Source organism: Streptomyces sp. NPDC044704 (genome assembly GCF_056433525.1).
Map to the genome: position 1 here is coordinate 602,968 of NZ_JBWKGY010000004.1, position 13,669 is coordinate 616,636.

9 protein-coding genes are annotated in these 13,669 nt (G+C 73.1%); all 9 read right to left on the reverse strand.

Annotated features, from left to right (window positions below; all coding sequences use genetic code 11):
* Positions 1-80: 80 nt before the first annotated feature.
* The 9 genes from AC07B0_RS13620 to AC07B0_RS13660 all read right to left on the reverse strand — a co-directional run bounded on the left by AC07B0_RS13620 (position 81) and on the right by AC07B0_RS13660 (position 13,629).
* Positions 81-1,118: an aldo/keto reductase gene (locus AC07B0_RS13620; RefSeq protein WP_478898136.1), complete on the reverse strand. Its 1,038-nt coding sequence runs from the start codon at positions 1,116-1,118 to the stop codon at positions 81-83.
* Complete coding sequence (locus tag AC07B0_RS13625) at positions 1,115-4,990, reverse strand: ABC transporter ATP-binding protein (RefSeq protein ID WP_478898137.1); 3,876 nt, start codon at positions 4,988-4,990, stop codon at positions 1,115-1,117. Before AC07B0_RS13625 ends, AC07B0_RS13620 begins: the two co-directional genes overlap by 4 nt.
* Positions 4,987-6,357: an LLM class flavin-dependent oxidoreductase gene (locus tag AC07B0_RS13630; RefSeq protein WP_356881166.1), complete on the reverse strand. Its 1,371-nt coding sequence runs from the start codon at positions 6,355-6,357 to the stop codon at positions 4,987-4,989. Before AC07B0_RS13630 ends, AC07B0_RS13625 begins: the two co-directional genes overlap by 4 nt.
* A complete protein-coding gene (locus tag AC07B0_RS13635) occupies positions 6,341-7,153 on the reverse strand; it encodes an ABC transporter ATP-binding protein (RefSeq protein ID WP_356881164.1) in 813 nt (270 codons plus the stop codon). Before AC07B0_RS13635 ends, AC07B0_RS13630 begins: the two co-directional genes overlap by 17 nt.
* Positions 7,129-8,064 (reverse strand): ABC transporter permease, encoded by a 936-nt coding sequence (locus AC07B0_RS13640; protein WP_478898140.1) that lies wholly within the window; start codon positions 8,062-8,064, stop codon positions 7,129-7,131. Before AC07B0_RS13640 ends, AC07B0_RS13635 begins: the two co-directional genes overlap by 25 nt.
* Complete coding sequence (locus AC07B0_RS13645) at positions 8,061-9,125, reverse strand: ABC transporter substrate-binding protein (RefSeq protein WP_478898142.1); 1,065 nt, start codon at positions 9,123-9,125, stop codon at positions 8,061-8,063. The genes AC07B0_RS13640 and AC07B0_RS13645 overlap by 4 nt, the downstream gene beginning before the upstream one ends.
* A gap of 44 nt (positions 9,126-9,169) precedes the next feature.
* A complete protein-coding gene (locus AC07B0_RS13650) occupies positions 9,170-9,679 on the reverse strand; it encodes a flavin reductase family protein (protein ID WP_356881158.1) in 510 nt (169 codons plus the stop codon).
* Between the two features lie 437 nt (positions 9,680-10,116).
* A complete protein-coding gene (locus tag AC07B0_RS13655; protein ID WP_469379497.1) occupies positions 10,117-11,370 on the reverse strand; it encodes an ROK family protein in 1,254 nt (417 codons plus the stop codon).
* A gap of 444 nt (positions 11,371-11,814) precedes the next feature.
* On the reverse strand, positions 11,815-13,629 hold the full coding sequence (locus AC07B0_RS13660; RefSeq protein WP_478898144.1) for an ABC transporter ATP-binding protein: 1,815 nt from the start codon (positions 13,627-13,629) through the stop codon (positions 11,815-11,817).
* Positions 13,630-13,669: the final 40 nt, after the last annotated feature.

Here is a 13,669-nt window from a genome sequence, read left to right on the forward strand (position 1 = left end):
GGCGGTCCCCGCGCGGGAGCCCGGACGGATCACGATAGCGAGCGGTCCGGAGGTCGGTATTCCGAGGTGTGGCAGTACGGTCAGCCGCGGGGGCGGCGGCGCGCCCGCGGGTCGGACAGCGCCGGCGGCAGGTAACCGCCGTCCCGGGCGGACAGGTTGGTGCCCGGCGGGACGATCTTGTCGATGCGGTCGAGCACGTCGTCGCTCAGCCGCACCCGGTCGGCGCCCAGTTGGCTCTCCAGCTGCTCGAAGGTGCGCGGCCCGATGATGGCCGAGGTGACGGCGGGGTGTTCCAGCACGAAGGCCAGGGCGAGTTGGACCAGGGTCAGTCCGGCTTCTTCCGCGAGCTGGGCCAGGGCTTCGGCGGCGTCGAGTTTGGCGGCGTTCCCGGGGTCCGCGATGTCGAAGCGCTCGGCCTGCCGGTCGGTCCTGCTGGACGCGGGCTGTGCGGCGCCCTTGCGGTAGCGGCCGGACAGCCAGCCGCCGGCGAGGGGGCTCCAGCTGAGCACGCCGAGCCCGTACCGCTGGGCGACGGGAAGGACCTCGCGTTCGATGCCGCGCGCGAGCAGCGAGTACGGGGGCTGCTCGGTCACCACGCGTTCGCGGCCGCGGCGTTCGGAGATCCACTGGCCCTCGACGATCGCGGACGGTTCGAAGGTGGAGGTGCCGATGTAGCGGATCTTGCCCTGGTGGACGAGGTCGCTGAGGGCGCCGAGCGTCTCGTCGAAGTCGGTCTCCGGCTCGGGCCGGTGCACCTGGTAGAGGTCGATCCAGTCGGTGCCGAGGCGGCGGAGGCTGTTCTCGACCTCGCGGATGATCCAACGGCGGCTGTTGCCGCGTTCGTTGGGGTCCTCGCCGAGGCTGCCGTGGAACTTGGTGGCCAGCACCACCCGGTCGCGGCGGCCTCCGGCGAGCGCCTTTCCGACGATGGTCTCCGACTCCCCCGCCGAGTACACGTCGGCGGTGTCGACGAAGTTGATGCCGGAGTCGAGGGCCCGGTGGATGATGCGGACGCTGTCGGCGTGGTCGGTGTTGCCGCGGGCCCCGAACATCATGGTGCCCAGACAGAGCGGGCTCACCTTGACGCCGGTGCGTCCGAGCAGGCGGTGGTCGGTCATCGTGCACTCCCGTTGACGAGTTGATCGGTGAGGGTGCCGGCCCGGAGGGAACCGGTGTCGGTTCCGCCCTGCCGGTAGGCGTCCCACAGGCGCCGGTACGGCCCCTGTGCGGCGAGCAGTTCGGTGTGGGTGCCCGTTTCGACGACGGTCCCGGCGTCGAGGACCACGACCCGGTCGGCGCGGGCGGCCGTGGTGAGGCGGTGGGCGACGACGACGGTGGTGCGCCGCCGGGTGAGGGCCTCGACGGCGGCGGTGACCCGCCGTTCCGTGGCGAGGTCGAGCGAGGCGGTCGCCTCGTCGAGCAACAGGACGTCGGGGTCGACGAGTTCGGCCCGGGCGAGGGCCAGCAGCTGGCGTTGGCCGGCGGACAGGCCCCGGCCGCGTTCCCCGATCCGGGTGAGGTAGCCGTGGGCGAGTCCGGCCACCGTCTCGTGGGCGCCGACGGCCCGGGCGGCCGCTTCCACCTCCGCGTCGGTGGCGTCCGGGCGTCCGTAGGCGATGGCGTCGCGGACGGTGTGGCCGAACAGGTGCGGCTCCTGCGGGACGATGCCCAGCCGGCGCCGGTAGCCGGTCAGGTCGAGGTCGCGCAGGTCGTGGCCGTCGACGCGGACGGCTCCGGTGGCCGGGTCGTAGAACCGGGCGAGGAGTTTGACCACGGTGGACTTGCCCGCGCCGGTGGTGCCGACGAGGGCGACGGTCTCGCCGGCGGCGATGCGCAGCCGGATGCCGTGCAGCACGTCCCGGCCGGCCCCGCCCGCGTAGTGGAACGACACGTCGTCGAACTCGATCTCCCCGCGCAGGGCCCCCACGGGTCTCGGCTCGCCGGCCGGCGGGGTGCCGGCGGGGGTGCGCATCAGGGTGCGCAGGCGGTTCATGCCGACGACCGCCTGTTGGTACCCGTCGAAGACCGGGGAGAGCTGCTGGATCGGTGCGAAGAACAGTTCGACGCAGATCAGGAACGCGATCAGGGTGCCCGCCGTCAGTCCGCCGGAGGCCACCTGACCGGCTCCGACGGCGAGGACGGCGGCCGTGGAGAGGGTGCCGAGGAACTCGACGAAGGGGAAGAAGGTGCCCATGTACCGCTGCGCGCGCAGCCGGGACTCGCCGAACGCCCGGGCGAGGGCCGCGAAGTCCTCGGCGTTGCGCTCCTCGCGGCGGAACGCCTGGGTGACCCGGAGGGCTCCGACGTTCTCCTGGAGGCAGGCGTTGACCGCGCTGATCAGCTCGCGGGCCTCCAGGTAGGCGGGGACCGAGTAGTGCCGGAACAGGGCGGTCGCCGCGATCAGCGGGGGCAGGGCGGCCAGCAGGACCAGCGCCAGCTGTGCGTCGATGACCAGCAGGGACACCAGGACTCCGAGGACCGTCAGCAGGCTGACGACGGCCGTGATGAGGCCGGTCTGGAGGAAGTTCGACACGGCGTCCACGTCGGTGGTCATCCGGGTCATGATCCGGCCCGCGAGTTCCCGTTCGTAGAAGTCGAGGCCGAGCCGCTGTAGCTGGGCGTACGTCTTGACCCGGAGGGTGTAGAGGAGCCGCTCGCCGGTGCGCCCGGTGGTGCGGACCTGGGCGATGCCGAGGAGCCAGTTCACGGCGACGACCGCGGCCGCCGCGGCGGCGGCCGCGAACAGGACCCCCCGCGCCTGGCCGGTGACCCCGCTGTCGACTCCGTGCCGGACGAGTACGGGTACGGCGATCTGCGCGAGCGCGTCGGCGGCCACCAGCAGGAGTCCGCCGAGCAGCGGGATCCGGAAGGGCCGCAGCAGGGAGCCGAGGCGGAAGGCGGGGTCTCCGGCGACGGCCTGGGCGAGCGGGACGGCGGGCTCGGCGGCGGGCAGCGGGATCCGGGCGAGGGCGGCCAGCAGGTCGGGGGCGGGCGGGGCGGAGCCGAGCACCCCGCTGCCGGGTCCGCCCCGGCCGGGGCCGGAGGCGGCCGCTTGGGCGAGGGCGTTGGCGGCGCGGGCGGCGGTGGCCTCGTGGCGGCCGGGGCCTTCCCCGTCGGGCCGTCGCCACAGTTCCTCGGTGACGCCGCCGGCCGGAACGCCGGGGGTGCGTGCGGCGGCGGGGCCCGCGGCTGCTTCGGGGTCGCCCAGGGTGGACAGCAGGGACCGGAACAGGGCGGAGCGGGCGCGCAGTTCGCCGGGGGTGCCGATGTCGGCGATCCGGCCGCCGTCCATCAGGGCGACGCGGTCGGCGAGCTCCAGGGTCGACTCCCGGTGGGCGACGATGAGGGTGGTGCGGCGGTGGCCGGCCTCCCCCAGGCCGGCGTGGATCTCCGCTTCGACGCGGGCGTCGAGGGCGGAGGTGGCGTCGTCCAGGACGAGTACGGCGGGGTCGGTGAGCAGGGCCCGGGCGAGCGCCACCCGCTGGCGCTGGCCGCCGGAGAGGGTAAGGCCCTGTTCGCCGACGACCGTGTCGTATCCGTCGGGGAGCCGGTCGATGAACTCGTCCGCCCGGGCGAGCCGGGCCGCCTCGCGGACCTGGGCGTCGGTCGCGTCGGGGATCCCGTACGCGATGTTGGCGCGGACGGTGTCCGCCAGGAGCAGGCTCTCCTCGAAGACGAAGCCGATGCGGGACCGCAGGGAGTCCAGGGTCAGGGTCCGGACGTCGTGGCCGCCGACGGACACGGTGCCCGACCGGGTGTCGTAGAACCGGGGCAGGAGCGCGGCGACGGTCGACTTGCCGCAGCCGGCGGGGCCGACGAGGGCGAGCGTCTCCCCCGGCCGCACGTCCAGGGTGAACCCGGCGAGCAGGGGCGCGGCCTCGCCGTAGCCGAAGGTCACCTCGTGCCAGGACAGGGCCGGGGCGGCCGGGCCGAGGCGGCGGGCGCCGGGCGCGTCGGCGATCACGGGTGTCTCGTCGATGACCTCCAGGACGCGTTCGGCGCCCGCCCGGGCCTGCTGCCAGACGGTGAGGAGGGTCGCGACCTGGCGTACCGGGGTGACGAGGGCGCCGAGGTAGGCGGTGAAGGCGAGGAACGTGCCCAGGGACAGGCGGCCGCCCATGGCGAGCCAGCCGCCGAGGGCGAGTACGGCCACCTGCCCGAGGGCCGGTACGGCTTGCAGGGCGGGGTTGTAGCGGCTGGTGAAGGCGACCACGCGGAGCCGGGAGGCGAAGAGCGCGCGGACGCGTTCCTCCAGCCCGCGCAGTTCGCGGCGCTCCTGGCCGAAGCCCTTCACCACGCGGACGCCGGTGACGGTGGCCTCGACGGCGGAGGCCACCTCGGCCGCTTCCTGCTGGGCGTGCCAGTTGGCGGGGAAGAGGGTGCGCCGGCTGTGCAGGGCGATCATCCACAGGGCGGGTCCGACGACGAGGGCGATGACCGTGAGGAGCGGGGAGAGCCATGCCATGAAGACGAGGGACACGCAGAACATCAGCGCGTTGCCCGTCAGGTTGGGCAGGAACTGGAGCAGGGTCTGGATGAGGGTGATGTCGGAGATGGACCTGCTGACGACCTCTCCGGTGCGCAGGCTGTCCTGCTGGGGTCCGCCGTAGCGCAGGAGAGCGGCGAAGGCGTCGTTGCGCAGGTCGTACTGAACGCCGAGGGAAAGCCGGCCCGAGCGGTGGCGGCGGACGAAGGAGGCTCCGAAGCGGACCGCTCCGACGGCGGCCAGGAGCAGGATCCACGGGGTGAGGGCGGCGCCGTCCGCGGCGGCGACGTCGTCGACGACGTGGCGCAGGACCAGGGGCAGGGTGGCGGTGGCGACCGCGGCCACGGCGGCGGCGCCGAAGGCGAGGACGAGATCGGTGCGGTGGCGCAGGCAGTAGCCGGCGAGCCGGCGTGCCCAGCCGTCGGCCGGTGGCCGGGCGGCGGGGCCGGCCCCCGCGTCGTGCGCGGGGGCCGGCTCCTTCGTGGCGGTGGGACAGCCCGTCACCGTGCCTCCACCAGGCCGGCGCGGGGGGCGGGGCCGTCGAAGGGGCGGCCGGCGGGGCGCGGGAGGCCGTAGTGCTCGCGCAGGGTGGTGCCGGTGTACTCGGTGCGGAACAGGCCGCGTTCCTGGAGGATCGGGACCACCTGGTCCACGAAGCGCTCCAGTCCCGAGGGCAGTACCGCGGGCATGATGTTGAAGCCGTCGGCGGCCCCGCTGTCGTACCAGTGCTCGATGGTGTCGGCGACCTGGGAGGCGGTGCCGGCGAAGGTGCGGTGGCCGCGGCCTCCGCCGAGCCGGCCGATCAGCTGCCGTACCGTCAGCCGTTCGCGGCGGGCCAGTTCGACGACGAGGGTGTAGCGGCTCTTGGCGCCTTCGATCTCGTCCTCGGTGGGGATGTCGTCGGGGAGTTCGGAGTCGAGGTCCAGGGCGTCGGGGGCGATGCCTAGCCGCTGGGCGAGCTGCCGCTTCGCGTACTCGGGGACGATGAGACGGTCCAGTTCGGCGTCGAGTTCCCGGGCCTCGGCCTCGGTATCGCCGATGACGGGGACGATCCCGGGCAGGATCTTGATGCCGTCCGGGTCGCGGCCGAGGGCGAGGGCGCGCCGTTTGACGTCCTTGTAGAAGGCGGTCCCCTCGTCGAGGGTCTGCTGCGCCGTGAACACCGCTTCGGCGTAGCGGGCCGCGAAGTCCTTGCCGTCCTCGCTGGAGCCCGCCTGGACGAGGAGCGGGTGCCCCTGCGGGGAGCGTTCCACGTTGAGGGGGCCGTCGACGCGGAAGAACTCGCCGTGGTGGCCGACGGGCCGGACCCGGTCGGCGAGGGTGTGGACGCCGGCCTCCTTGTCCGCCACTACGGCGTCGTCGGCCCAGCTGTCCCACAGCTTCGTCGCGACGTCGACGAACTCGGCGGCGCGCCGGTAGCGGTCGTGGTGCAGGGGGGTGTCGTCGAGGCCGAAGTTGCGTGCGGCCTCGGCGCCGGCGGTGGTGACGATGTTCCATCCGGCGCGGCCGTTCGAGACGTGGTCGAGGGACGCGAACCGGCGGGCGAGGTTGAAGGGTTCGTTGTAGCTGGTGGAGGCGGTGGCGATGAGTCCGATGCGGCTGGTGACCGCGGCGAGCGCGGTCAGCAGGACGGTCGGCTCCAGTTTGCTGGAGGGCCGTCGGCCGGGGTCGCCCTGGAGTACGGGGCTGTCGGCGAGGAACACCGAGTCGAGCAGGCCCCGTTCGGCGATGCGGGCGAGGTTCTGGTAGTGCGCGATGCCGGTGCCGCCGTCGGCGGGGCTTTCGGGGAGCCGCCAGGAAGCCTCGTGGTGGCCGACCGACATCAGGAAGGCGTTGAGGTGGAGGCGCTTGCGCTCAGGCGTTCGTGACATCGGGGTCGTCCTTCTGGTGGTGGTCGGCGGGGGCGGGGTGCTCGGACACGCCGAGGGCGGCGAGCAGGGTGTCCCGGTACTCCTGGAAGCGCGGGTGGCGGCGGCTCCGGGGGGTGGGCAGGTCGACGGCGAGGTCGACCGAAATGCGGCCCTGGTCGAGGACGAGCACGCGGTCGGCCAGTTCGACGGCCTCGTCCACGTCGTGGGTGACGAGGAGGACCGCGGGGCGGTGGCGTTCGTAGAGTTCGCGCAGGAGTCCGTGCATGCGGATGCGGGTGAGGGCGTCGAGGGCGCCGAACGGCTCGTCGGCGAGGAGCAGTTCGGGATCGCTGACCAGGGCGCGGGCCAGGGCCGCGCGCTGCTGCTCGCCGCCGGACAGTTCGTGGGACCAGGCGCGCTCGCGGCCTTCCAGCCCGACTTCGGAGAGGGCGCGTACGCCGCGTTCGCGGACGCCGGGTCCGCGCAGTCCGAGGGTGACGTTGTCGAGGACGCGCAGCCAGGGCAGCAGGCGGGAGTCCTGGAAGGAGAGGGAGACCCGCTCGGGTACGGTCAGCTCGCCCGAGCCCTCGACGTCGTGGTCGAGGCCGGCGACGGCGCGCAGCAGGGTGGATTTGCCGGAGCCGCTGCGGCCCAGGAGGGCGGTGAACTCGCCGGCCCCGAGGGTGAGGTCGAGTTCCTTGAGGATGGTCCGGTCGCCGAAGCGGCGGACCAGGCGGCTGGTGCGCACGGCGGCCGGGGTGCGCGTCCCCGCCGGTGCGGTCGGGGTGTCGGTCAGCCCGCCAGGGTACGTCGCCATGACAGGGCCCTCCTTTCGATCGCGCGGACCAGTGCGTCGGAGGAGAAGCCGAAGATCCCGTAGGCGACCAGGCCTACGATGATCACGTCGGACTGGGCGTACTGCTGGGCCTGGAACATCATGTAGCCGATTCCGCTGGTGGCGTTGATCTGTTCGACGACGATCAGCCCCAGCCAGGCCGAGGTCACGCCGAGTCGCAGCCCGACGAAGAATCCGGGCAGGGAGCCGGGCAGGACCACCTTGCGCAGGAAGCGCCACCGGCTCAGGCCGAGCACCTCGGCGAGTTCGACGTGGCGGCTGTCGATGCTGGTCAGCGACGCGTACGTGTTGATGTACATGTTCACCGCGACGCCGAGGGCGATGACCGTGACCTTCATCTGCTCGCCGATGCCGAGCCAGAGGATGAGCAGGGGCAGCATGGCGAGCGACGGGATGGCGCGTTTGATCTGGAGCGGCCCGTCGACGAGGTACTCGCCGGTGCGGCTGAGTCCGGCGAGGACGGCGGCGGCGACCCCGGTGACGACGCCGAACAGCAGTCCGAGGCCTGCCCGTTGGAGGGAGACGAGTACGTTGCCCTGGAGCCTGCCGTCCGCCACGAGTTCACCGGCGGTGGCGATCACGGCGTCGGGTCCGGACAGGATGCGCGGGTCGAGGAAGCCCCCGGCGGACGCCGCCCACCAGACGGCGACGAGCAGGGCGGGCCCCAGGAGCCGGCCGAAGGGGACGCCGCGGCCGGGTCCCAGACGGCGGGCCTTGCGGGCCGTCGGTCGCCGTCCGGCGGCGGGGCCGGGTGGCCGCGCCGAGCCGGCGGGTTTCGCGGGGCCGCCGGGAAGTGTTCCGGCGGGACGGTCCGCCGTCACGGTGTCCGCCTCCGGCGCCCGTACGCGCGGGCCCGTCAGTGCCTCGGTCATGCGCCCTCCCGGTATCCGGCCGGCACGGCGGCGGCCGTGAGGCCCTCGAAGCGCCGGTCGAACAGCGCCGCGACGTCGAGTTTCGGTACGAAGCCGCCTTCGGCCATCAGGTCCGCGGTCTCCTGCTCCCAGGCGATGGCCTTGTCCCAGCTCGCCGGGAACCGCGGCTTCGCGAGGGAGTCGACGATGCGGCGGCCGTCGGCGGCGCTGACGCCCTGGTCCTTGACGTAGTAGGCGTCGATCCACTGGTCGGCGTTCTCCCACGCCCAGACCACGCCCTGCGCCCAGAGCGTGACGTAGCTCCGTACGGCGGCCGCCTTCGCCGGGTCGTTCAGGACCTCCACGGGCGCCCACAGGACGGTGAGGAGGTCCACGACCTCGGTGGGGACGCCGCGGGCGCCGTCCTTGCCGTACTGCGTCAGGTACTTGGTCAGGGTCGGCTCGCCGAGCGGGGCGACGTCGACCTGCTTCGACTGGAGCGCGGTGAGGAACTGCGTGCTCGGCAGTGCCACGAGTTCGACGTCGGAGTTGGCGAGGCCGGCCTTCTTCAGGGCGCGCAGGACGACCACGCCCTGGGCCTGGCCCTGGGAGAACGCGATCCGCTTTCCCTTGAAGTCCTCGGCGGTCCTGATGGCCGAGCCGGGCGCCGTGGCGAACACGTAGGTGGGATGGTGGCGTTCCTGTACGGCCACGATCCGGGCCTTCACGCCGATGGCTTCGGCCTGGATCGGCGGAATTCCCGCATTGCTCGCGATGTCGATGGAGCGTGCGCGGAATCCCTGGATGATGTCGGGTCCCGCGTTGAGGTTGATCCAGGAGGAGACCTTGAAGGGGAGGTTCTTGTCGAGTCCCGACGTGGCCAGCTGGATCTGCGAGGTCCGTACCGCCACGGCCAGCGAGGTTCCGGCGGGCGGTGGTCCGGTGGGCAGTGCGCCCACCGGACCGGAACGGGCGGCGCCGGTGGTCTGGGGGGCGCATCCGGCGGCGGCCAGGAGGGCGCCGCCGGTGAGGGAGAGGAATCCTCTGCGACCCATGCGGGGAGAGGGGGAGCGGGAGGGCATGGACGTTCCTGTTCTCATGACGGGGTTTCGCCGGTCGCCGCGGTTCAGAGGGAGCGGTAGGAACCGTTGTGGAAGAGCAGGGGCCGGCCGTCGTCGGACTGCCAGGCCTCGAGGACGCGGGCCACGACGATGTGCGCGTCGCCCGCGGGGACGAGCTGTTCGACGGCGAGCCGCAGCCGGCCCGTGACCCCGTCGAGCGCGGGCTCGCCCTGCGGCAGCCGGTGCCATCGGGTCGGGGCGGCGAACCGGTCGATGCCGCTGGTGGCGAACCGCCTGGCCAGGTCCTCCTGCGCGGAGCCGAGGAAGTTGACGACCACCGTCCCGGCCCGCTCCAGGTGGGGCCACGAGGAGGAGCCGTTCGCGATGCCGAAGGAGACGAGGGGCGGGTCGAGCGACACCGAGGACAGCGAGGTGGCGGTGAAACCGACCGGACCCGCGCCGGAGTCGGCCGTGACGACCACGACGCCGCCCGGGTAGGCGCGGAAGATCTGCTTGAAACGGTCCGGTTCGACGAGGCTCGCCGCCGCCGGATGCGCGGACAAGGAAATGGACACGGTTCCCCCAGGGTGAATGGTGCCGTGCGCCGCGGAAATGCGGCGGCGGAAAGGCGGATCACGGCCGAATGGGCATGGCAGAACACGGAACGGCGCGCCGGGGCGCCGCTCGCGCTCGAAAGGGCCATGTGGAAACACGGGCGAAGAAAAGGGTGGCGCGTCAGGCCCGCACCGGACGTGCGGGTCCGCACCGGAAACGCAGGAGCCCTACCGGAAACGCAGGTGCCCTACCGGAAGTGCTGCGGCTCGCCCGTCAACAACAACAGGAGCGGGCGGCACCGGAGACGGCCGGCCGGAACGGACGGCAGTGTCGCGCGATCCGGTGCGCGTACCGTCGATTCCTCCGCGGGCTGCTCATGGATCCATCCTCCCTTTCCGGCTCCGGACCGGTCAACAATGCAACTTTCTGAATTAAGTCGGTTTTCGGAGGGAGCGGGTCAGGAAACGGCGGGCAGCGCGGGCCACGGGCCCAGCGGGTCGTCGTACAGGGCGCCCAGGGCGACGGCCCCGCCCGCGGTGGCGAGTACGGACCCGGTGAAGCTGCTCGGTACGACGGACCGGTCGGCGTCGTCGCACACCTGGGACCGCGCCCGTACCTCCGCCCGCAACTCGTCCATGCACGACGGCAGTCGGCCCGTGCCGGGTTCGACCACGACCAGCACCTCGGGGTCGAACATGTCCAGCAGTACGGCGGCGGCCCGGCCCGTGAGTCTGGCCCGCTGGCGGAACAGTCCGGCCGCCGTCGGGTCTCCCCCGACGGCCAGGTCCAGCAGTTCGGCGAACGCAGCGACGGGCAGGCCCCGTTCGGCGGCCCGGCGCACCATCGCCGGTTCCGACACCTCGGACTGGAGGCAGCCGGCCGTACCGCAAGCGCAGGAGGCGCCGGCGGAGCCCGCGCCCACCGGGAGGTGCGCCACGTTGCCCGCGCCGAAGCGCGGCCCCTGGTGCACGGCGCCCCCGGTGACGAACGCCGCGTCGACGACGTTGCCGACGAACAGCACGACGGCGCTGGCGCGCGTGGCGGCCTCCCCGAAGAGCTGCTCGGCCCGCGCGAGGGCCCGCGCATGACTGTCGAGGTGTACGGGGACGCCGGTGGCCCGGGCGAGTTCGTCCCGTACGGGGACGTCCCGCCAGCCGAGTTGGGGGTGGTGGACGACGGCTCCGGCCTCGGGGTCGACCCAGTGCCCGGTGGCGACGCCGAGGGCGAGGGCGGTGCGCCCCGCCCCGTGGGCGGCCAGCAGCCGGGGCAGTCCGTCGGCCACCCGGGCGAGGATCCGTCCGGGTGCGGTGCCGTCGTGCGGGCGGCGTTCCTCGGCGACGATCCGCCCGCTCAGGTCCATCAGCGACAGCGTCGTGTGGGGGACGGCGATGTGGGCCCCGGCGACGAGGAAGCGGCTGGTGTCGATCTCCACGGGGATGTGCGGGCGGCCCAGCCCGCGGGGGCCGGCCGTCTCGGGGCCCTCCCTGACCAGGCCCCGCTCCAGGAGGGCCGCGCAGTGGCCGCTGACCGAAGCGGGCGAGAGGCCGGTGAGCCGTGCGATGGTGCTGCGCGCGACGGGCCCGTGGTCGAGGACGGCGCCCAGCACCGCTCCGGTACCGGACGCCCTGCGCAGCGGGTTCGCGGTGGCCGGCGGGATGTCGGAGCGGCGCAGCGGGGCACGGTGGCCGGCGGCGGTCTTCGGTGTGTGCACGGGGGGCCTTCCAGGTCCTGGGCGGTGGCGCGGCACACCCGGGCCTCCCGGGGCCGGCGCGGGGGCGGCCGGGCCGGGCGGGGGCGTGCGCGGGGAGCTCCGCGGGAGGGAGCGCTGTTCACCAGGGCACGGGGACACTGCGGGAGTTGGGGCACCGGGTCCGCCACCGGGCGGGACGGGGGCCGGCGGTTCCGCGCGGTCGCCGTACGGTCAGGACCACCGACACGCCGCGGAGCAGACACGCTTCAGGTCGACATGACCTCGTGTCGTCAGCAGCGCGGATCGGTACATGGCGCGCAACATAGCCGGGGCGGCGCGAGCCGGTCAAACGGCCGCCCGCCCCGTGGACAACACCGGGTTACGGGAGGGGACTCCTCGTCCCGTCCGCCCCCGTGCCCGGGCCGTGCGCCCCGTCGTGATCGCCACGGGGTGCACGGCCCGAGTTCAGTGCAGGTCGGACGGGGCGGGGGTGTCGTCGAGGAAGCCGCCCGACTGGGGCTGCCACAGTTTCGCGTAGGCGCCGTCGGTGGCGAGCAGTTCCTGGTGGGTTCCCTGCTCGACGATGCGGCCGTGGTCGAGGACGACGAGCCGGTCCATGTGCGCGACCGTGCTGAGCCGGTGCGCCACCACGAGTGCGGTCCGGCCCTCCATCAGGCGCCACAGCGCCTCCTGGACGAGGATCTCGCTCTCGGAGTCCAGGGCGCTGGTGGCCTCGTCGAGCAGCAGGATCGGAGCGTCGCGCAGGATCGCCCGGGCGAGGGCGACGCGCTGGCGCTGGCCGCCGGAGAGTTTGACACCGCGCTCGCCGACCATGGTGTCGAGGCCGTCCGGCAGGGCGTCCGCGAACTCGGTGACGTGGGCCGCCCCGGCGGCGCGGCGGATCTCGGCGTCGGTGGCGTCCGGCCGGGCGAACGCGATGTTCTCCCGGAGCGTGCGGTGGAACATCGCCGGGTCCTGCGGCACGTAGGCCATCAGGGCGCGCAGGTCGCGCTGGCGGAGCCTGCTGATGTCCCGGCCGCCGATCAGGATCCGGCCGTCGTCGATGTCGGTCATCCGCAGCAGGAGCCGGGTGAGGGTGGTCTTGCCGCCGCCGGACCGGCCCACGAGGCCGATCTTCGCCCCGCCGGCCACGTCCAGGTCGAGTCCTTCGAAGAGGGGTTCGGCGCCGGCGTGGGCGAAGGTCACCCGCTCGAAGCGGATGTCGGCGGCCCGGGTCGGCGGCGGCTCCGGCGTCTCGGGGTCGACGACGGTGGGTGGCTTCAGCAGCAGTTCGGTGAACTGCGCGGCCTCCGTCATGGAGCTTTCCAGGCGGCGGTAGATCTGGTTGAACTCGAACATGATCCGGGTCGCGTTGGAGTAGTACGTGAAGGCGACCACGACCGCCTCGACGCCGTTGCCGCCGCCGGCGATCGCGACGGCGAGCAGCAGGCCGAGCGCGTTGGTCAGTACGGACATCGGCGCGACGACGGTGTCGATGCGCAGGTTGCCGTAGTCCCACGACCGCAGGGTGAGCCCGCGCGACTCGGCGACGCGGGACCGGTGCTCGGCGGCCTCGCGTTCCTCGGCGGCGAACGCGCGGACCGTGTCCATGTTCATGAGGCTGTCGGAGACGTGTCCCGACACCCGGGCGATGGCGGCCTCGCGCCGGTCGACGAGTTCCTGGCGGCGGCGGATGAGGGGCAGCACGCACACCGCCGTCACCACGATCATCGCCAGGAGCGCCACGACGAGCAGCGGTTCGTAGTGCCAGAGGACCACCGATCCGAACAGCAGCGGCACGAACCGGCCCACGACGGAGAAGGTGAGCGTGTCGACGAGCTCCTCGAAGCGGGACGCGAAGCTGAGGACCCGTTTGGTCAGGGAGCCGGCGAAGTTGTCGTGGAAGAACGCGGCGTCCTTCGCGAACAGTTCGTCCATGCCGATCACGTACAGGTTCTCGATGCCGCGGGCGTCGAGCCGGTTCAGGCAGTGCAGGCCGACGCGCCACAGCGCTTCCGAGAACAGCAGGACGCCGGCGAAGCCGAGGACGTACGGGAGCATCTCGCCGAAGCCGGGAGCGGCGCCTTCGGCGATGCGGCCGACGAGCTTCGCGACGACGAGCGGGGCGATGTAGCTGATGCCGATGTTGCCGACGGCCGGCAGCAGCATGGCGGGCACGGTCAGCCGGCGCAGCTTCGCCAACTCCCGTCCGTAGTAGCGGACTGCGAGGAGAACCGCGCCCTTGCCTGGCGGAACCCCTCGTGATGCGGACGATCCCATGGGCAACCCTGTGAGGTCGGCGGCGAACGGGGAAACCGCA

Bases quoted from the DNA above. Each gene is read 5' to 3' on its own strand.
- AC07B0_RS13635 (WP_356881164.1), bottom strand. From the start codon at position 7,153: ATGGCGACGTACCCTGGCGGGCTGACCGACACCCCGACCGCACCGGCG.
- AC07B0_RS13620 (WP_478898136.1), bottom strand. From the start codon at position 1,118: ATGACCGACCACCGCCTGCTCGGACGCACCGGCGTCAAGGTGAGCCCG.
- AC07B0_RS13660 (WP_478898144.1), bottom strand. From the start codon at position 13,629: ATGGGATCGTCCGCATCACGAGGGGTTCCGCCAGGCAAGGGCGCGGTT.
- AC07B0_RS13630 (WP_356881166.1), bottom strand. From the start codon at position 6,357: ATGTCACGAACGCCTGAGCGCAAGCGCCTCCACCTCAACGCCTTCCTG.
- AC07B0_RS13645 (WP_478898142.1), bottom strand. From the start codon at position 9,125: ATGCCCTCCCGCTCCCCCTCTCCCCGCATGGGTCGCAGAGGATTCCTC.
- AC07B0_RS13640 (WP_478898140.1), bottom strand. From the start codon at position 8,064: ATGACCGAGGCACTGACGGGCCCGCGCGTACGGGCGCCGGAGGCGGAC.